The sequence below is a fragment of the Fibrobacter sp. UWB2 genome, assembly GCF_002210425.1.
Lineage (GTDB): Bacteria > Fibrobacterota > Fibrobacteria > Fibrobacterales > Fibrobacteraceae > Fibrobacter > Fibrobacter elongatus.
On the sequence record NZ_MWQK01000002.1, the window covers coordinates 652300 to 672925 of the forward strand.

General features: G+C 49.3%; 10 protein-coding genes. 9 read left to right on the plus strand and 1 reads right to left on the minus strand.

Annotated features, from left to right (window positions below; all coding sequences use genetic code 11):
* The first annotated feature begins 25 nt into the window (after positions 1-25).
* The 5 genes from B7982_RS06160 (at position 26) to B7982_RS06180 (ending at position 11768) form a co-directional block, all read left to right on the plus strand.
* Positions 26-2782, plus strand: a complete 2757-nt coding sequence (locus B7982_RS06160; protein ID WP_088659984.1) for a TIGR02171 family protein — start codon at positions 26-28, stop codon at positions 2780-2782.
* A gap of 78 nt (positions 2783-2860) precedes the next feature.
* Positions 2861-5782, plus strand: coding sequence for a TIGR02171 family protein (locus tag B7982_RS06165; RefSeq protein WP_233138397.1), 2922 nt, complete (start codon positions 2861-2863; stop codon positions 5780-5782).
* A gap of 19 nt (positions 5783-5801) precedes the next feature.
* Positions 5802-7595 (plus strand): hypothetical protein, encoded by a 1794-nt coding sequence (locus B7982_RS06170; RefSeq protein ID WP_088659986.1) that lies wholly within the window; start codon positions 5802-5804, stop codon positions 7593-7595.
* A gap of 88 nt (positions 7596-7683) precedes the next feature.
* Positions 7684-9132: a glycosyl hydrolase family 8 gene (locus B7982_RS06175; RefSeq protein WP_088659987.1), complete on the plus strand. Its 1449-nt coding sequence runs from the start codon at positions 7684-7686 to the stop codon at positions 9130-9132.
* Positions 9133-9536: 404 nt separating this feature from the next.
* Entirely contained in the window at positions 9537-11768 is a 2232-nt protein-coding gene (locus tag B7982_RS06180; protein ID WP_088659988.1) for a hypothetical protein, read from the plus strand.
* 149 nt (positions 11769-11917) lie between these two features.
* On the opposite strand, the gene B7982_RS06185 is transcribed toward B7982_RS06180, so the two are convergent.
* The gene (locus tag B7982_RS06185; protein ID WP_233138398.1) at positions 11918-16351 is read right to left on the minus strand and encodes an acyl-CoA dehydratase activase; all 4434 of its coding nucleotides are present in this window, start codon (positions 16349-16351) and stop codon (positions 11918-11920) included.
* 111 nt (positions 16352-16462) lie between these two features.
* Between B7982_RS06185 and B7982_RS06190 the strand changes: the two genes are divergently transcribed.
* The 4 genes from B7982_RS06190 to B7982_RS06205 all read left to right on the plus strand — a co-directional run bounded on the left by B7982_RS06190 (position 16463) and on the right by B7982_RS06205 (position 20622).
* On the plus strand, positions 16463-17998 hold the full coding sequence (locus B7982_RS06190; RefSeq protein ID WP_233138399.1) for an SUMF1/EgtB/PvdO family nonheme iron enzyme: 1536 nt from the start codon (positions 16463-16465) through the stop codon (positions 17996-17998).
* 39 nt (positions 17999-18037) lie between these two features.
* The gene (locus tag B7982_RS06195; protein WP_088659990.1) at positions 18038-19900 is read left to right on the plus strand and encodes a hypothetical protein; all 1863 of its coding nucleotides are present in this window, start codon (positions 18038-18040) and stop codon (positions 19898-19900) included.
* 124 nt (positions 19901-20024) lie between these two features.
* Positions 20025-20291, plus strand: a complete 267-nt coding sequence (locus tag B7982_RS06200) for a GIY-YIG nuclease family protein (RefSeq protein ID WP_233138400.1) — start codon at positions 20025-20027, stop codon at positions 20289-20291.
* 94 nt (positions 20292-20385) lie between these two features.
* Positions 20386-20622, plus strand: coding sequence for an XRE family transcriptional regulator (locus B7982_RS06205; RefSeq protein WP_088629222.1), 237 nt, complete (start codon positions 20386-20388; stop codon positions 20620-20622).
* Positions 20623-20626 lie beyond the last annotated feature (4 nt).

The following is a 20626-nucleotide window of genomic DNA, read 5'->3' on the forward strand; positions in this document are numbered from 1 at the left end:
ATTATAAGGTATAAGGGGAGCAAATATGAGATATCTTTTAATTGCTTTATCGGCGCTTTTATATGCATGTACTGATTCTAACAGTACAACGGGATTTAACGAAGATGCTGTGAATACAGCTGAAGATTCCCTTTCGGGTATGATCCGTGTTTCTGGAAATGCCGTGGCTCACTTGGGAACAAATGACGCTACGGCAAAGTCTACGGAACGCCCGCAAATGGATGTCCTGTTGACCTATGATTTTTCGATTGGAAAAAATGAGGTGACTTGTGGAGACTTCAATGCCTTGATGAAACCGGCAACGGGGCTCAAGGTGAAGTGCATTACGAATATGTATCCGGCAACGGATGTGACTTATTACGATGCGGTGCTTTTCGCGAACGAACGTAGCAAGTCCGAGGGGCGCGATACCGCCTATACGTATATCGCGACTCAGTTTGATGATGGAAAACATTGTACGAACTTGGATGGTTTTGCCTTCCACCCCGAAGTCGATGGTTACCGTTTGCCGACCGAAGCCGAATGGTCTCTTGTGGCGAAGGCAGCTTGGAACGCTGGTGGCTGGACTGCCGAGAATTCGGACTATCAGCTCCATGAAGTTTGCGGCAAGTTTGATAAGAATACGAAAGTCTGCGATATGCTCGGTAACGCCATGGAATGGGTGAACGATTGGTATGGCGGATTTTTGGATACGACTTTGACAAACTATGTGGGGTCTCCGGATGCGGGCATGTTTGGAATGCGCGTGGTCAAGGGCGGTAGCTATAGGAATGCGTTAAATTCAATCCATCTCTACAATCGTGGCGACGTGTACCCAGTAACTTGCTCGAGCCATGTGGACTATGTCGGGTTCCGCCTGGCTTATGGCTCTATTCCTGATGCGGTGTGGCTTGGCTCTAATGGAAAGCCGGCAACAAGCCGCGTTGTATCGCTTGCCAATTCTACAGTCATTCGTTCTCAGACGGGGACATATAAAGTGAAGCTTGCTTTCCGTGACGACCTTACGGGAAATCTGGCTTATATTGATTACTCGAGCGGCGCTTCGGTTGTAAATGAAATTGTGGATAACATCCCCGTGTACCACCCTGAAATATCACCTGATGGGAAAAAGGTTGCGTTCTGCACGAATATTGAAGGCCTTTCAGGAAAGTCTGAAGTTTATGTGCGCGACTTGAATACCTCGGGATCAAACCTCGTGAAACTCGATGTCGAAAGTGCCGCAATCCCGCGCTGGCGTGTGCTCGAAAACGGTGATACTGTGATTGTGTATGTGACGGAAGCGGGCAATAACAAGGATGAAGCTTCATTCAAGACCGCGTCTACGTGGCAGGTCAAGTTTGCAGATGGCAAGTTTGGCAAACCTGAAAAACTTTTTGATGGCGCTTATCACGGTGGTGTCAGCGAAGACAATCGCCTTGCCGTTACAGGGGCGAGAATCCTGCGTGCACGTATCGCAAAGCCGGGTTCTACAGTTATGACTGATGCGGTTGACACGGTTTGGTACAAGTATAATGACGAGGCGGAACAGGCCTGCAATGCCTCGCTTGCAAAGGATAGCAGTAAGCGTACCTTGTTCCTCGATTTTGGCGGCAAGACTGGTCAGAGCTTTGCTGAAACGAGTTACATGACGCATGAACGCTTGCTTGTCGTGGATTCGACGGGAACGCTTGTCCAGTCGGTGGCGGCACCGAGCGGATTTACATTTGACCATAGCGAATGGGCGTTTGGCGCCCGTAACATTGCCGTTGCAACGTTGACAAACATAAATGGTGCGCATTCAAAGATTGTGCTGCTTAATTTGTCGAAAGATCAGCAAATCGAACTCGCTGAAGGTGATGAACTTTGGCACCCGAATCTGTGGGTGAAAAAGGATTTTGACCTGGATGACGACTTGATGCTCAATCTCGATAGTGCAGGCGTGTACTTTAGAGAAGGGCAAGACTGGGCGCACATTTCGATGGGCTACAAGATGTCGCTTTTGTGGAAGTACAGAAACGATGTCGAAATCCTGTGCGTCGGTAGCTCGAGAACCGAAAATAGTGTGATGGTCACGTCGATTACATCTGGTTTTGCTCTGAACACTGGGCATTCGGGTAACGACATGAACGCCTCGCTTTATGTTGCCGAAAACTATGGCCTCAACCATTTGAAAAAACTGAAGAGCATCGTGGTATCCCTGGATTTGGACCTTTGGCACAACTCCATGGAATATACGGAAATCCTGATTGCGACGACACCGGGATTTGTGTACGATGCTAGCCATGGATTCTGGACTTCTGGATTGCCGGATGGCTTCTTGGAAGCGGTTGAGCTTTCTTCGCAGTATTCCGATGTGGCAAGGACGATTTATGAACCTACACGTGGATTCTTTAGCGATGTGGGCTCGGGCTGGGGGAATGCTTCTGTGGAACTTGACTCTAACTGGCATGGCGATGTCGGCATGCAAAAGATTGAATGGAACATCAAGCGCTTGAAGGACTTCATTATCAAAACGGAACCTTTGGGCGTGAATATCGTTGGCGTCATTTTCCCGCAGAATCCGGGGTACCGCAATACCGGTTCTTGGGGCCGTTACGGACCGAGACGCTCTGTGGCCAAGGATATCATGGATTCCCTCAGCAAGTTCCAGAAACAGTATCCGCATTTCCATGTGCTAGACGAAAATAAGAGTGGATATCATGACTATGAGGATGACTGTGCGGTAAATACGGACCATCTGAGTTTAATTGGTGCGGCCAAAGTCACGGGGCGTATTGATTCACTACTGAAAACGCTGAAGTGATAACGGATTTGGTACTTTTTGGGATGATGGAAAGTTTGTATATTAGTTCCAAGGAATCGTATTATGAAAATTTTTGGAATGAGTAAAGCTTTAGTCTTGGGTGTTACAGCCTTATCCGTAACTTTCCTCGAATCCTGTTCGGATTCTCCGACGCAGACTGAAATGGGTTCGTCCCTTGTCTGCTCATCGTCCGAAAACTGCCGTGATGTTTCTTTGCAGGATGGTTTTGCTCTGATCAAGTCTTCTGGAAAGTATACGGAACTAGGGACGAATGTCAAGTCCGCTCCGCAAAAAGAACGCCCCCAGATGGATGTCAAGTTTGCATACGATTTCCAGCTTGGCAAGCACGAAGTCACCTGTGGTGAATTCAACGATGTGATGGGTAAAGATAGCCACCTTAAGTTGGAGTGCTCGAACAAAAATTTACCTGCCGTCAACGTGACGTTCTACGATGCCGTTCTCTTTGCCAATGCCAAAAGCAAAAAGGCAGGGCTAGATTCGGCCTATAGCTATACTTCTGCAGAATTCAATAAAAGTGGCAATTGCGTCCTTCTGGAAGGTTTCAAGTTTGATCCGAATGTCGATGCGTTCCGTTTGCCGACCGAAGCCGAATGGGTTTTTGCGGCAGGGATTTCTTCGAATGCTGAAAACAGCTGGAATGCCGGAAATTCCGATTTCAAGGCTCACGAAGTCTGTGGCAAAAAAGATGAAAACGGACTTTGCGATTTGTTCGGCAACGTGACGGAATGGGTGAACGACTGGCTTGGGAGTTTCCGCGATACGACAATTACAGATTACGTGGGTGCCACGAATGGTGGTAGCCTTGGCGAACGCGTCATCAAGGGCGGTAGCTTCAGGAGTGAAACTTCTGCAATTACCCTGTATGCACGTGGCGATGTCTATACGGTTACGGGAGCGAGTTCTTCGGAATATCTCGGCTTCCGTCTGGCGTATGGCAAAATAAGCAATCCGGTTTGGCTTGATGCTTCGGGCGATGTCGTGGCATCGAACATTTCTATTGTGACCTCTTCGAAAAAAATCTCGTCGTTTTTTGGAATTTCACGTTCTAAGCTTGCGTTCCGTAACGATGTGACGGGAAACTTGGCTTATGTTGATTTTTCAAGGGTTTCTCCAACGGTTGTTGAAATCAAGGATTCGCTCAGTGTTTATCATCCCGATATTTCGCCAAATGGCAAGCGCGTGGCTTTCTGCACGGGGCAGGAGGGCATTAGCGGTAATTCTGCAATCTACGTCCGCAATTTGGATGCAGACGGGAGCTCACTTGTAAAGCTTGACGTGAAGTCGGCGGCGATTCCGCGCTGGCGCGTGCTCGAAAATGGCGATACCGTGATTGTGTACGTGACGGATGCTGGCAACAACAAGGACGAATCTACTTTCAAGGCTGCGTCTACATGGCAGGTGAAGTTTGCAGATGGCAAGTTTGGCGAACCATCCAAACTCTTCGATGGCGCTTATCATGGTGGTATTAGCTCCGATGAAGCGTTGACGGTCTCTGGCGCTCGCTTGCTCCGCGCCCGTGTTGCCGCAAAGGAATCGACGGTAAAGTCGAAGGCCGAAGATGTTGTCTGGTATGGTAACGAACAGGCTTGCAATGCTTCGCTCAACAAGACGACCAAGCGTACGCTGTTCCTTGATTTTGGTGACGAAACGGGAATCAAGTTTGTCGGTTCCAAATACCGCACGCATGAACGCTTGCTGATTGCCGATAGCGATGGCAAGCTGGTTTCTTCTGTCGGGGCTCCTGCGGGTTATACGTTCGACCATAGCGAATGGGTTCTGAATGACGAAAAAATGGCCGTTGCCACCCTTACAAATGCTGATGGCGCTCATCAGAAGATTGTTCTTGTGGACACGAAGGATAATTCTGTGACGGATATTGTCGAAGGTGATGAACTTTGGCATCCGTGTTTCTGGACGCCGTCGGATAAGTCCCAGATTGCATCGGATTGGGACGCTGATAGCGTTGGCCACTACGTGTCTGCGGCAAACCAAACGAATTACCTGCTTTCGCACAAGATGTCAATGTTCTGGAACCTGAAGGACTCTGTCGAAGTCGTTGGCCTTGGCAATTCTCACTTGTGGGCAGGTTTTGCGGCTCCCGAAATGAGCAAGCCTGCAATGAACATGGGCGTTGTGCCGTGTGATATGCACTGCATGCATTACCTCTTTAAAAATTATGTCTTGAACCATTGCCCGAAGGTGAAATATGTTGTCTTGAGCCTTGATATCGACCTGTGGTACAATATCGACCCGCGTACTGATATCAATGCGGGCATGGGTGGCGCAGCGGGCTTTGTGTATGACCAAAGTCATGAATTCTACCCGGAAGGCGTCGATGCTAACTTTGTAAAGCTGGTCATGGATAACGCTACGGACGATGCCGGTGAAATCATTGAGGCGCGTGGTTGGCATGCCGCCACGGAAAATCTCGGCTGGACGGACGAAAATGGTGTTTCCGTCATGAGCGGAGATTCAACCTGGAGCGATTGCCTGTTCAACAAGAACCTTGCCAATTGCCTTGTGGATATGGACCAGAATACGTGCCTTTCCAATTACACGATGGATGTGTGCGTGCCGGATACGAACTTGAACATGTGCCTTGCGAAGTCTGATTTGAACCAGTGCTTGGCTATTTTCTCGGGCGATGTGGACAAGCTCAAGGACTTGGTGCGCTTGGCCAAGGAAAACGACATTACGGTGATTGGCGTGATGTTCCCGATTAGCCCGTATTACAAGACTACCGGAACTTATGGACGTCACGGTATGCGCCGCAGCCACGCAAAGGCTTTGATCGAAGAGATTGAAACGTGGGCCGAAGGCAAGTCGAACTTTGTCATCATGAACGAGAATAACTTTGGTGACCACGATTACGCATCCTCTATGGCAAATGATTCTGACCATTTGAACAAGGACGGCGCTAAGAAAGTCACGGCTCGCATTGACGAGTTGATAAAGTCGCTGGAAGCCAAGTCCAAGTAAATTCTAGAGCAGGTCGTTTATGTTTTTGCCTCTGATATTGATCCCTATCGCGGTTGCGCTCTTTGCGATTTTTCCGCTGACAGATACCGATATCTGGTGGCATTTAGCGTGTGCGCGTGAATGGGTGACGACATGGACTCCTGTGCGCGAGCCTGTCGTGAACGTGCATCAGTATTTTCAACAGACTGTAGCGCTTGTTTATGATATTGGTGGCGCTCCGCTGTTGGTCGCGTTTAAGGCTATCCTTTGGGGCATTGTCTTTGTGCTGTTCTTGTTGCCCTCGATGCTCTCCCCAAATTTGAATAACGAAAACGCCGTTGATTCTCGTGGCGATATTTCTCCGGTAACGTTTGCGGGGATTGCGGTCCTTCTCTTTATTTTCCGCTACCAATTTGAAATGCGTCCAGTGCTTTTAAGCATGCTGTTCCTCGGCATTTATTGGAACGTGTTGCCTTGGCTCTTTTTCGGTTGGCGCGAACGTAATGTGGAGCGTAGCTCGATATCCAAGAAATTTCATCATGTGCTGCACCTGACGTTCCATGATGTGACGAAACTGTTTAAGTTTCTAGGTGTGCTTCTAATCCTTTTTATCCAGTGGATTTGGTGCAAATGCCAGGGGCTGTATATTCTGGGATTGGTCTTGGCATTTGGCTTTTTCTCGTACAGTCTCTGGTTCCGGCGTTGGGTGCGATTCGGAAAGGTAAGGCAATGGAATGGGGTACGAATCCCGCTTAGGACGATTGCATGGCAGATTCTCTTTGTGATTCTCCTTTTTGCAATGCCGTTCTTCCACCATGATGGTTTGGACTTGCTTCCTTATCCGTTTGAGTTGCTGGATCGTTTGCTTGGCCTTTCTCCTTCGGCAATTATTTTTTCGAATGAAATTGCGGAGAACCGTTCGCCGATTACGCTTTTGCTAAACGGTGAAAATGTGTTGCAGTCCGCCTTGATGCTTGTGCTTTGTGTGGCTGGGATTGTTCTTGCTGCGGTCCGTTGGTATTTGCAACCTTCGCCTGACGCTTCGTGGCAATTGTCGTGGCAGACGAATGAACGTGTCGAGGCTATTTTTAATCGCAGGATGCTCCCGTCCTGGCTATTTATCACTGCGATTCTCGCTCTTGTTGCCGAACGCAACTTTGTTCTGTTTTTGCCGATTTTTGTGGCCATTGTTGTGCATTTTTCGATGCGGCCGTCGAGTTCAAACGTGAAACTCAAGAATACAAAATTGAAAATCAAAAATACAAGTATAAAGCTCAAGAACCGTCTTGCTGAAAAGTCGCGAAAGCTTGGCTCTAAGCTAAAGCTTAAAGGGAAACTGGCTCAAAAAACGCGCAATTTGAGCCATACGTTGAGCCCGCTTTTGACGTCGGAATTTTTGCTTGCGGCTGTTGTTTTGGCTTTTGTATTTGGACACTGGAGCAAGTCGCTTTCGGCTTACGATTCTATGGTGGCCTACCAGCGTGTGCCTGTGGGGGCCGCGCATTGGATGATGGAAAATCCGCATCCGGGCAGGTTGTTTAACGATGACCGTGCGGGAGGCTATTTGGCTTTTATGAACCCGCTCGATTCGATATACATCGATGGGCGTTTTATCTTGAAAACGGCAGATTTCTTTGAACGTTATCTGGCCTATGCGAATATGCCTCGGCTCTTTTTGGTGGATGCCGATTCGCAGGATATCGACCGTGTTGTGCTCCCGCTTCGCTATTATGCAAGGTGGGATAAATTGCTTGCAACGCTTGATTCTAGCGAAAAATGGCACGTTGCGTACCGCGACTCCCTTTTTGTCGTGATGGACCGCACATTGCGCTAAATCGTAAGACTAAAAAAATTTAAATTTAGTCGCTAATAATTTATTTTTAGATAGATTTAACGGCCCTGTGTGGGCATTGGAGTTGTGTATGAATCGTTTGGTGAAAATGGGTCTTGCCGGCCTGTTCGCTTTTGGACTTGCCCAGGCTAAGGTGAACTTCCCGTTCCCGCAAATGTCCGATTACGGTGGAAATGCGACGCTTTTGAGCGACAAGGCCAAGGCTTCCGAAGAATTGAAGTCCCAGTTTGCTTACTGGATGAAGGCCATGTACAACGAACAGGGCGATGTTGCCGGTGTTCGTTCCGATCCGGGTTCCGATACGTATTTCTCGGAAGGTGTCGGCTACGGCATGCTCCTGATGGTCTACTTTAGTGACAATACGACGAGCTATCAGCCGCAATTCGACAAAATTTGGAACTTCTACAAGAAGATGATGAACGAAAACGGCTTCATGATTTGGAAGGTCGGTAACCTTTCTCAGTCGTGGGATGCCGGTAACGGTGCCGCTCTCGATGGCGATATCGATGCTGCCGCCGCTCTCGTGATGGCTTACTACCAGTTTGGCGATGAAAAGTACAAGGAAGACGCCAAGAAGCTCATCCAGTCCATGAAAAAGTCCGAATTCGAATCGAACGGCTTGCATTTGCCGGGCGACAAGTGGGGCGATGCGGGTTACAACCGCAAGAATCCGGGTTACTTTGATCCGGCCTACATGCCTGTCTTTGCCATGATCGATACCGAAAATGCTGAATTCTGGAGCAAAACCGCTTACGAAGCCAACATGAGCCTTTACGAAGCAAGTGCTTCTGACGCTCCGTCGACGGGCCTCATTGATGACTGGACCGACAAGAACGGCAAGAGCGAAGACGACTATTACAGCTACGACGCTTCTCGCGCTCCGTGGCGTAATGCGAAGGCCGTCTGCTGGCATGGCGATCAGCGCGCACTCGCACTCGACAAGAAAATGGCTGAATTTGTCTCTACCGTCAGTGCTGCAAGTATGAGTGGCCCTGTGATGAGAAAGTCCGGTAGCCTCGGTAACGATCACAACAGCACGTTCGTGACCTCTCTCATGACTTCGCTTATCTCTGATGCAAAGTACCAGGCTAAACTTGATGAATACTGGAAAGAGGCGGTTGCTCTCGGTGACGAAAACTACTTCAACCAGTCTCTCAAGCTTTTGAATGGTTTGCTCGTTTCGGGTAACATGCCGAACCTCGCCGCAGCTACTCCGACTCAGCCGACTTCTTCGAGCTCTGTGACTCCGGAGTCTAGCTCCAGCGATGCTACGATTGCCTTGCCGACTCTTGCAACGAAATCTCCGAAGATGACCCTTTCTGGCAGGACTCTCCAGATTGCCGCCAATGGCAATGTCCGCGTAGATTTGATTTCTATGACGGGTAGCGTGTTGAAGTCTTTCGACAATCATGCCAATGGTTCTTTGAATGTTTCGCTGAAGTCTGTCCCGAACGGTCTCTATGTCGTTCGCGTGAAAAATGCTGGCGTCACGAGCCTCAAGAAAATCAAACTCGACTAAAAGCTAAAACAGCGAAGCCCGCTTCTGCGGAAAAACTTTAAAAGTCCGGGAATTGTGAATTCTCGGGCTTTCTTGTTTTACGTTGTCATCCCCGCGAAGGCGGGGATCTCCTTTTATTGTTTAGTGTTAAGACGAATTAATGCGGTTTTTAACGAACTAATTTGAACAATCTTTATGTGTAAATATTTGTTTGCTTTTTTGCGTATAATTGATGACAACTAAACGAAATTTGCTACTGTCAAATGGTAAAAATAAAATTACAAAATATGTGATATTGCTCAAATTTTAAAAATTTAAGCGTTTTATCCATAATATATATAATTTTTGTATGTTTGAAATTATTTTGTATGATTCATTTACTAAATTTGTACGACCTTAAAAATAAACTAAAAAAGGTCATATAAATGAAAACAACCAAAATAACAACCCTCGTCTTGGGCGTAGCCTCTGCAATGGCTTTTGCTCAGGATGGCTCTGCCTGCATTCCGTTTGTCAACGGTTCTGGTGATTATGACAAGCATTGTTATAATTCCGGCCTCCTCGAAATGGAAGAAGGCAAGTGCTACACCTTCAATCCGGATCGCATTGATGCAAATCCTGTTCCGCAGTGGGTCAATAACATTGCCTCTCAGAGCTGGTGGTGGATTGAAACTCCTTGCATCGAAGAAGTTTCTAGCTCCAGTGTAGAACCGGAATCTTCTAGCTCCAGCGAAGAATCTTCCAGCTCTGTTGAAGAATCTAGCTCTAGCGAAGAACCGCTCTCCAGCTCTAGTGAAGAACCGGTTTCTAGCTCCAGCGAAGAACCGGAATCTTCTAGCTCTGAAGAAGTCTCCAGCTCTAGCGAAGAACCGGCCTCCAGCTCCAGCGAAATCATCGTTGCTTCTAAGTGCGAAGAATTCGTTCGCGGCTCTGGCAACTACACGACGGACAAGTGCTACAACGCTGGCCTTGCAGACATGGAAGAAGGCAAGTGCTACAAGTTGAAGGACGATCGCGCTAATGACGTTAAGGGTCAGCAGTGGATCAACGACCGCGCCAACGATAGTTGGTGGTGGGAAGAAACTTCCTGCGGTGAAGTTGTTGAATCCAGCTCCAGCGAAGAATCTTCTAGCTCTGAAGAAGTCTCTAGCTCTAGCGAAGAATCTTCCAGCTCTGAAGAATCTAGCTCCAGCGAAGAATCTTCCAGCTCCGAAGAATCCAGCTCCAGCGAAGAATCTTCTAGCTCCGAAGAAGTTTCTAGCTCCAGCGAAGAATCCTCCAGCTCTGTTGAAGAATCTAGCTCTAGCCAGGAAGTCGTTCTCGTCGAACGTTGCATTAAGTACAACAAGAAGATCACTGCTGAAAATGTAGCTGATCATTGCTATAACAAGGGCTTGTCTAAGATGGAACCGGAAACTTGCTATGCCATTAATCCGGAATTAAGTCCTTATGAAGGATATAGCACGAATGTTACCAAGACTAAGAAAGTTGGAAAGAAAAAGATTAATTGGTGGCTCGAAACTCCGTGCTACGAAGAAATCATCGTCTCTAGCTCTAGCGTCGAAGAATCTTCTAGCTCTGTCGAAGAATCTAGCTCCAGTGTTGAAGAATCTTCTAGCTCTGTCGAAGAATCCTCCAGCTCTGAAGAAGTTTCTAGCTCCAGCGAAGAAGAATCCTCCAGCTCTGTTGAAGAATCCAGCTCCAGCGAAGAAGAATCCTCCAGCTCTGTTGAAGAATCTAGCTCCAGCGAAGTTGTCGTTTCCAAGTGCGAAGAATTCGTTCGCGGTGCAGGCAACTACACGACGGACAAGTGCTACAACGCTGGCCTTGCCGACATGGAAGAAGGCAAGTGCTACAAGTTGAAGGACGACCGCGCTAACGACGTTAAGGGTCAGCAGTGGATCAACGACCGCGCCAACGATAGCTGGTGGTGGGAAGAAACGGAATGCGGCGAAGTCGTCGTTTCCAGCTCTAGCGAAGAATCCTCTAGCTCCGAAGAAGTCTCTAGCTCCAGCGAAGAATCCTCCAGCTCCGAAGAAGTCTCCAGCTCCAGCGAAGAATCTTCTAGCTCTGAAGAATCCAGCTCTAGCGAAGAATCCTCTAGCTCTTCTGAACCGGAATCCAGCTCTAGCGAAATCGTCGTCACCAAGTGCGTCGAATTCGTGAACGGCTCTGGTGATTACAATGGCAAGTGCTTCAACGCTGGTCTCAATGAAATGGCTGAAGGCAAGTGCTATGCTCTGAACCCGGATCGTGGCCAGGTTAATGACATTTGGATCAACAACCGTGCTGTTGATACCTACTGGTGGTCCGAAGTTTCTTGCGCAGACGAACCGGAAATTATTATTCTCAAGGAACCGGTTCCGGAACCGAAGAAGGTTATCGGTCGCGACAATGGCACGACCGCTCTCGCCACGGCTGTTGAAGCCAAGGCTAGCATGGCTGTTGCCAACAACATGTTGAGCATCGCAACGACCTCCAACGGCACGAAGTCCGTGAAGATCTTTAGCGTTCGCGGCGACATGCTCCTCTCTGAAACATTCTCCGGTGCTGCAAAGACCGTTGACATGGCTCAGTTTGCTGGCAAGGGCGCTGTGATTGTTCGCCTCGTTGAAGGCCGCAAGGTCCTCGCTACGAAGCGCATTGCAGTCCGCTAATTCGCTAACGATTTAATGTCAAAGTGAAAAAGGGCTTCCTCGAAAGAGGAAGCCTTTTTTGTTGCAAATGCAAAAAAGGAATCCCGTCGGGGGTTCCTCTTCTAATGTTTAGATCCTTCGACTTCGCTCAGGATGACACTGCTTACTGGCTAGCGATTAACGTTTACTTTATTTGCACGTTCGAGTTCGCGAGCGTTGATGATAAGCATCTGCAAGCGGTTTTCAATGTTGGCGAAGCTGGTATCTGGATCGTAGTCCAAGCTCAGGATTTGCACGTGCGGGCAACGTTCCTTCACTGCCTTCGTGAGGCCACGGCCACTGATGTGGTTGGCGAGGCAGGCGAACGGCTGCACAATGATGAAGCTGTTGATGCCGTGCTTCGAGTTGTAAAGGATTTCTGCCGGGATGAGCCAGCCTTCACCCGTGTTGTACGTCGGGTCGATAATACCGTCGATGTAGTTCACGAGTTCAAAGCAGTCGGCGTGGTGTTCGTAGAGCTTGAACGACTGCATAACCTTATTGGCTGTTGCTGCGGCGTGTTCAAAGAGCTTTGATGTGACGCTACCTTCGAGGCGGTCTGCAATCGGATTGGCCGAGAAACCGCGCTTGATCTTTTCGGCGCGCACAACTTCGTCGACGCGGAAGAAGTCCATCATGCCCGGGAGGTAAACTTCCATGCCGTTGTCCATGAGGTAGTCTTCGACATGTCCGTTTGCGCTCGGGTGGTAGTTCATGAGGATTTCGCCAAGCACGGCAACGCGCGGCTTGCGGATGCCCTTCTGGCGGGCTTCCGTGATTTCGACCTTGTTGAATTCGTCGATGCACTGGCGCAGCATTTCGACAAGGCGCTTGGCAGAGCCGAGTTCCGTTTTCTTGAGGGTGGCTGCGGTCTTCATCAGTTCCGGCATCCACTTGCTGTAAATCTTCTTGGAATCGCCCTTGTTGATTTCGTAGGGGCGGAGTGCACGGTATGCCGTTTCGATGGCGTCCATGAATGCAAGGCCCCAGAGCGTATGGAGGCGGAAGTCGAGCCCGAGCTGGAATCCCGGATGCATGCCTTTATAGTCGATGCCGGTCGTGATGATGGAAACGTCCTTGTAACCCGCTTCGTCAAGAGCTTTACGGCCAAGCACGGAGTACTGCACAGCGCGGCAGTTTTCGCAGTTCTTGGCAAGGCACATTGAAACTTCGGTCTGCGGAACGTTCGGGTGTTCTTCGAGCCACTTGAGGCATTCGCCGATGTTGATCTGGCACGGGAAGCAAATGTCGTTGTGCACGTACTTCTTGCCGAGTTCAATAGCGCGTTTGTCTGCAACCGGGAGGTAATCCGAGAGGTAACCCTTGCCCTGGATGTAGCTACTGGCGAGGATTGCAAATGCAGGGGAAAGGTTCGGCGTCAAGATGATACGCTTGTTCTTGTCGCTTGCCACGTACGGCGTGTGGAACTGCGGTTCGTTCGAAATCGGCTTTTCCGGGAGGTTTGCCGCACGGCGGGCCTTCACGGTTTCGATAAAGCTCTTGATGCGGATGCCGACCGGGCCTCTTGCGTCGCCTTCGTCGAGCTTGAGCATGAGCATTTCCTTGTTGGAATCGCGGTGCATCATGCGCATCATTTCGTCGGTCAAGACGGAGTCGTGTCCGCAACCGAAGCTCACGATCTGGGCAAGTTCAACATGCGGGTCTCTCGAAGCAATCATCGTTGCACCGAGCATGCGCAAGTGGAACGTGTTCTTGATTTCTACGCGGGTGTGGCTCGGAACGTCCTGGTCGTATACGCCCGGGAGCGATTCGGTGGTGAGCACCGGAATGCCCATTGCGGTAAAGTGGCTTGCGATGTTGTGGTTGATGAGCAAGTCGGCATGGTAGGGGCGGCCTGCAATCACAACGGCAAAGCTGTCGTTTGCCTTCACTTCGTCGAGAATCTTTTGGCCTTCTTCGAGGAGCGTGGTGCGGTAGTTGTTGAGTGCCTTTTCGCCTTCCGTGACGGCTTTGTCCAAAATCTTCTTATCGATGTTCCAGTTGTCGTGGAACCAGTCAATCGTCTGGCTTCTGCGGAGCTTCGTGTTTGCCCAGTGGAAAATCGGCTGGTCCATCGGAATGCCGTAATTCTTTTCGGGTTCGTCCGTGTTCTGGCAAATGTTCGGGTAGCCTTGCACGACCGGGCAGACCGTCGTTGCGTTAAACTTGGTGTGGTCACTTGGGAGCGAAATCATCATCGGGAAGAAGATGCGGTCGACCTTCTTTTCGATGAGGCTGAGCACGTGACCGTGGACGAGCTTGGCGGGGAAGCAGACCGTGTCGCTGGGCACGCTGTGGAGACCAGCTTCGAACATCTTGTAGTCGCTCTGACGGCTTACAACAACGGTGTAACCGAGGGCGGTGAAGAATGCTTTCCAGTAGGGGAGGCTGTTCCAGAATTCGAGTACGCGCGGGATACCGATGGTCTTTCCGTTCTGCGGCAAGAGAATCTGCGGAGCGTAGTCCTTGACCAAAAGCTGGTTCGTGCGCTTGATCATGTCCGGCACGGCCTGCATCTTCTTGTTGATTTCGGCGATGAGCTTCTTCGTTGCCGGATCGTTCGGGTCGGCGGTGACTTCGCCGCGTTCGCAACGGTTGCCCGTCACAAAGCTCTGGCCATCGCTAAAGGTCACGATGGTGCGGGAACAATGGTTGGTGCAGTACTGGCAGAGCTGACCCGGCTGGTTGTGCCAGCTGAAGGTGCGCATGGCTTCGAGGCCGATAAACTTACTTTGCACGTTCGGGTCTGCGGCACGCTTTTCTTCCATGAACTTCTTCGTGAGGAGAGCGATACCGATAGCGCCCATTTCGCCCGGGCGTTCCGGACGGATGGCCTTGAGGCCCGTATATTGTTCGAAGGCGCGGAGAACGGCGTTGTTCTTGAACGTACCGCCCTGCACCACGACCTTCTTGCCGAGGGTGTTCAGGTTGCGGATGCGGATGACCTTCGTGAAAACGTTGTTGATGATGGAACGGCAGATACCCGCGATGATGTCTTCGGGCTGCTTGCCATCGCGTTGTTCCGTGATGATGGAACTGTTCATGAACACGGTGCAGCGGCTGCCGAGCTGAGACGGACTCTTGGAGTTGAATGCGAGTTCCGCAATCTTTTCCATCGGGATGCCGAGGCTGCGGGCGTACGTTTCGATGAATGAACCGCAACCCGAGGAGCAGGCTTCGTTGAGGATGATGCCCGTGACGACACCGTCTTGCACGGAGATGGCCTTCATGTCCTGACCGCCGATGTCCAAGATGAACGAAACATCGGGGCAGAGGCGCTGGGCTGCGTTTGCGTGGGCGACGGTTTCCACCGTGTGGTAGTCCGCGTGGACGGCCTTTGCAAAGAGCTGTTCGCCGTAACCGGTTGTACCCACGCCCAAGATGTTGAGCTTCACGCCGTATTCTTCGTAGCGGTCGGCGAGGTCCACCATGGCGCGCTTCAAGACGGCGAGCGGTTCACCGTCGTTACTCGCGTAGAAGCCGTCGATGACCTTTTCGTTTTCGTCGATGAGCACGAACTTCGTGGTGGTAGAACCTGCGTCGATGCCGAGGTAGGCGTTGATGGTCGTGCCGGAAGGCGGCTGCGGGTAATGGTTGTCCGCCATCTTGTGTTCTTCGAGGAACAGCTTGTATTCTGCTTCGCTCTGGAAGAAGAGGTCGGAGGCAGCCTTTGCCTTGTTCTCGGCCTGGCGGATTTCGTTGAAGTGAACGAGCGCGTCGAGAGAACCCTCTTCGCGGTACATGCATTCCTGGTTTGCGAACATGGAACCGTTAGCGAGAGCGGCGCCCATGGCCACAAGCACTTCGGAATGTTCCGGAACAATCGCCTGTTCGTCGGAGATGCCCAAGCGTTCCTTGAATGCCTTCACGAGAGTCGGGTTAAATGTGAGCGGGCCTCCTTCAAAAATGACAGGCGGCTTGATTTCCATGCCCTGGGCAAGGCCACCGATGGTCTGCTTCGCGATGGCGTGGAAACTCGAAAGGGCGATATCTTCTTTGGCGATGCCGTTGTTGAGCATCGGCTGGATGTCCGTCTTGGCGAACACGCCGCAACGGCCCGAGATTTCATAGACTTTTTGGCCACGCTTGGCGTAGCTTTCGAATACTTCTGTCTTGATGCGGAGGAGTTCCGCGACCTGGTCGATAAATGCACCTGTACCGCCGGCGCACACACCGTTCATGCGCATGTCGGAGGCGATGAGCTTACCGGTGGTCTTGTCCTTTTCGAAGAACACAACCTTGGCATCCTGACCGCCGAGTTCGATGGCGACCCTGGAATCGGGGTAGGTGGCACGCACCGCAAGTGCGTTTGCGACTACTTCTTGCACAAAGAAGGCGTGAGTGGCCTCGGCGAACGGCTGACCGCCGCTACCGCAGAACGTGACCCTGAAGTTCTTGCCCGGGAAAAGGGCATGGGCTTCGCGCAGGACCTCGTAGACCTTTTTCGCCTGCATGGCGTTATGACGCTGATATGTATAGTGTAAAAGCTTAGATGTCTCGGGATCGACTACAGCAATTTTCACAGTGGTGGAGCCTACGTCGACACCCACCCATAAATCGTTCATAGAAGTATTCATAGTGAAGCCAAATTTAGTTTTTTTTCATTATTTGAAAATGTTTTTTGGCGTTTAAGGCGATAAAACGCGCAATTTGGCGAATTTTGGGTAATTGCTCGCATGAGTAGTACACGAAATGCGGCGCAACTGCGTCATCCTCAATCTTGTCATCCTGACGCGAAGCGGAAGGATCCAGCGGAGTTCTTTAAAACGCCTGAATTTTGTATATTCAACTGTATGAAAAAAATTTTGTTGTTCCTAACGATATGCGTTACGTTTGCGAATGCTCAATTCTATTACGACAAGCATGGAGAAAGTCGCGGTGCGTATAAGGACAGCTTGGAGTATTCAAAGCTTGTTGGGCTTGCAAAAAGATTTCGTGGTCCGATATTGGTGAAAAAGCCGGTTGATGGTGTCAAGCCGAGAAAAAATTTGGAAAAGATTCCTGAAAATAAAATCCAAAGAACATTTAATGTAAATCGCGATACTTTGAACAAAGAAAAGTGGCTCGAAGTCGAAAAGAACGAAATCGTTAAAATTTGTGTTGATGCGCCTGTTGTCGCGTGGGAAACATCGTTAAAGGCGATTATATCTAGCGATTTGTGCCTGACATTCGAAACACCGACGCTTGTTGGAGTTGAAACCATTAATGTGTATTTCCTTGACTCGGATAGTTCGAAGAAAATCAATTTAGCTGTCGGTATGAAGTATCTTGATTTCAAAAACGAAGAAGTTCTGTTAGGATTTAATCGATACTCCGAAAAAGAATTACAGATGCAAGGGTTTTGCAATACAGAGGAGAACGGAACAATAGCTTGTGGTCCCAAAAATGAGGATCCAGAAAGGCTTGTTTCCATTACTGGTACATACTTAGTCGATAAATATCCTGTTACAAACTGCGAATTTACACAACTGATGTGGGATGATAGTCTTCTTGATTATAAGTGGCAAAACAGAAAAAGGGCTTCTACACGTAATGGAAACTGCATAACTCAAGACACGGCCGCAAATACTGTATCTCTATTTTGGGCTATGGAATATGCCAACGTGCGCAGTATTCGTGAAGGTCTAAAGCCTTATTATATATTTTCTCCTGTAGAATATGCAGAAAGAGAAAGTATTTTATCGGCTCGACAACGTATTATTAAACAATATGTTCTCGGATATATTCAAGTTTCTGACGACAGTACCTCGAACGGTTATAGACTTCCATATTACAATGAATGGATGATGCTTGCTCGTGGTGGCGACAAAAAGAATAAGGCCCCTTGGGGAGATTCTTCGGGCTCTTTTGAAAAAACAAAAAAATACGCTAGATTTAAAACAAAAATGGTTTCCTTTGAAACAGAACCCGTTGGCCAACTGATGCCCAATGGATACGGATTATACGATATGTTTGGTCTCGCTCAAGAGCATGTTCTTTTTGAATACGATTTGTTTGAAGGAAACTTGGGGTTTGCGTCTTGTTTGAAGGGCGGAGATTATCACGTTTCTCTAGAAGATGGGTTCGACGATACCGTAAGTCCTTATTGGAAATGGATAAACTACGGATATTACGAACCTGGTCATCCAGGTAATGGAGCGGGTTTCCGCCTCATCCGCAACATCGGCAATAATGCCAAATGGACCAAAATTAAAACAGTTGGCAAAGAGTAGTGACCTGCCGCTAAGCAACAAAATACTATCTTATTTCTCGTGAATAAGAAATATTTAATATCCGTTATTGTATTTTCAGTCCTTTTGCTGGTCCCGTTTGGCGTGCAGGCGGTTGCCGACTTGCGTGGCGAAAAGCGCTTCCAGCCGTTTGACATTTTCAAGGATGTGGTTTACACTCCGATTGTGCGCGAGAAAAAGGTCGCTGCGGCTGCGGACTCGCTCGATGTGAAGTGGCGTGCGGCGCGAGAGGCTATTGCTGCGGGTGCTGAGGTGGCCGATGCTTTGGAGCCTGTGACGTCTTCGCTTTCGGACTTGGAAGCGGCGGTGCTTTCGGTGAATACGTATGCCGAACTTGATACATCTGAAGCTCGTTACAAGAGCCTCAAGTTGGCGGATACGCTCCTCTCGAAGTTGGAGGATGAACCGGAATCGTTCCCGCAGGCGGATTCTTGCATCAAGTCACTCGTGGCTGACCTTGGACATGTGTCGCTGTGGCGTGCTTTCTTGGATGTGAAGCATTACGGCGTGTGGACGAGCCGTTATTTGCGTGCTTTTGAAAATAAGATTGATGACGAGAGCGCTATTGTGTTGGCTCTGCGTCCCAAGTACCAACTTGCAGTGTGGAACCTCTTTAGCGATCCGGGCGAGAAGGTGGTACTCGGCGCTGCTGGCGATTGCATCGGCAAGTCGTGCGGCAGGGAAAATGCCAAGCCCGAAGACAAGTGGCTTTTCTACCGCCAGGATGTGGAATTCCTGGTGCAGCCGTCTCCGCTTGATGTGCGTAGTGCCAAGCTCGACAATCCAGTGAAAGCGATTGAAAAGTTCCGCGACCAGCTCAAGGCGAAAGGCGTGGAACTCTTGGTGGTGATTACGCCGGGCAAACCGAGCATCTATACCGAACGTTTGACGGGGCGCGATTCTCGCGTAGATGGTGCTGGAAATGCTGCCGCAGTCGGGAATGCCGACTTTGGAAACGCCGCCGGGCTCCAGTCGCATGGCAAGAAGATTCTTGATTCCCTCACGCGTGCTGGCTTTAACACAGTGGATTTGTACACTCCGCTTTTGGCGGCGAAGTCTCGCGATTCCGTTGAAGGTGCGCTTTACCTGAACGACGATACGCACTGGACTCCGCGCGGTGCTGAACTTGCGGCGGGTGAAATTGCGGCTGCCGTAAATCGTTTGGAATCCGAGGGTAAAATTAAGTTGAAAAAACTCCAGAAGCATGAGGATGGTAGTTATCCTTTGAGTTTTGTAACAAAGGATTCCGTTGCAGACCGTATGGGCGACGTGGGCGAGATGAGTGGGCTTAACAAGTTCAATGTGTTCAAGGTACAGAAAGTGACAGGCCATGTCGTAATGCAGCAGAATATAGAAGAAAGAATTGATATGGCTCAGAGTAGTGCTAATTGTTTGGATTCGTTAAAGAGAGAATGCCCTAAAGGAGATGATTCTTGTTTTAGAGTAAAAAGAAATCCGTGTGATGAAGAAGATATGGCTTGTGTACGGGCTTTGACGAAAAGTTGTCCTAAGGGGAGTGCTTTTGATTCTTGCTATTATACTAGATTGAATCCATGCGAGGAAAATGATTCGCTTTATTACGACACCACAATCACTCCATTCAAAGACGATTTCCGCAAGTCCGAAATTTTGATTCTCGGTGACAGCTTCAGCCGTATTTACCAGACCGATTCGCCGGTGAACGCCGGATGGATTGCGCACTTCGCGAAGAACATGAACCGCCCGGTCGCATCCATCGTAAGTGACGGCGGCGCCTCGACGCTTGTCCGTGAAAAGCTTGCCCGCAAGGCGAGTGTGCTCAAGGGCAAAAAGCTCCTCATTTGGGAATTCGTGGAACGTGACCTCCGCTTCGGCGCTGAAGGCTGGAAAGATGTGGAATTTTAAAAATCGGGCGTTGGGATTAAGATGTTGTTGAATATCGAATCTATGCTTTGTGTCATCCTGAGCGGAATGTAATGGAGTCGAAGGATCTATAATTTTAAGTATGCCAAATAGTTATTATACATATATGATGACAAATCAAAGTAATACAACTCTTTATGTAGGTGTTACAAATGATATAAGTCGCCGCGCTTTAGAGCATATTGAAGGTTGTGGAGCTACTTTTACTTCAAGATATAAGATTAATAAGTTGATTTACTTTGAACGATATACGGAAATTACAGATGCAATAAAACGTGAAAAACAGTTGAAAGGCTGGCGGCGAGAGAAAAAGGAGATCCTCATTATGCAGATGAATCCTTTATGGAAGGATCTTTTGCAGGATGACTCTTAGATTCTTCGACTACGGGCTACGCCCTTCGCTCAGAATGACACTGTTTGCTTCATTTCTAATTATTAACTATTGACCTTTAACTAGTGACTAAGATATGCCAAGACATGGAACCCCGACGCCGGGACAGGCGATCCTCGAAGGAATTGAATGGCTTAAAATCGACAAGCCGGAATTTGCACGTAGGGTAGGCGTTTCTGTAGAAATGCTCGACCAGCTGATTGCGGGTGAAATCAGCATCTCGACCGAGATGGCGAATGCGCTTGAATCCGTGACGGGTAGCCCCGCCGCCTATTGGAAAATGCTCGAACGAAAAAGCCGCGCTTCTCGATAAATGG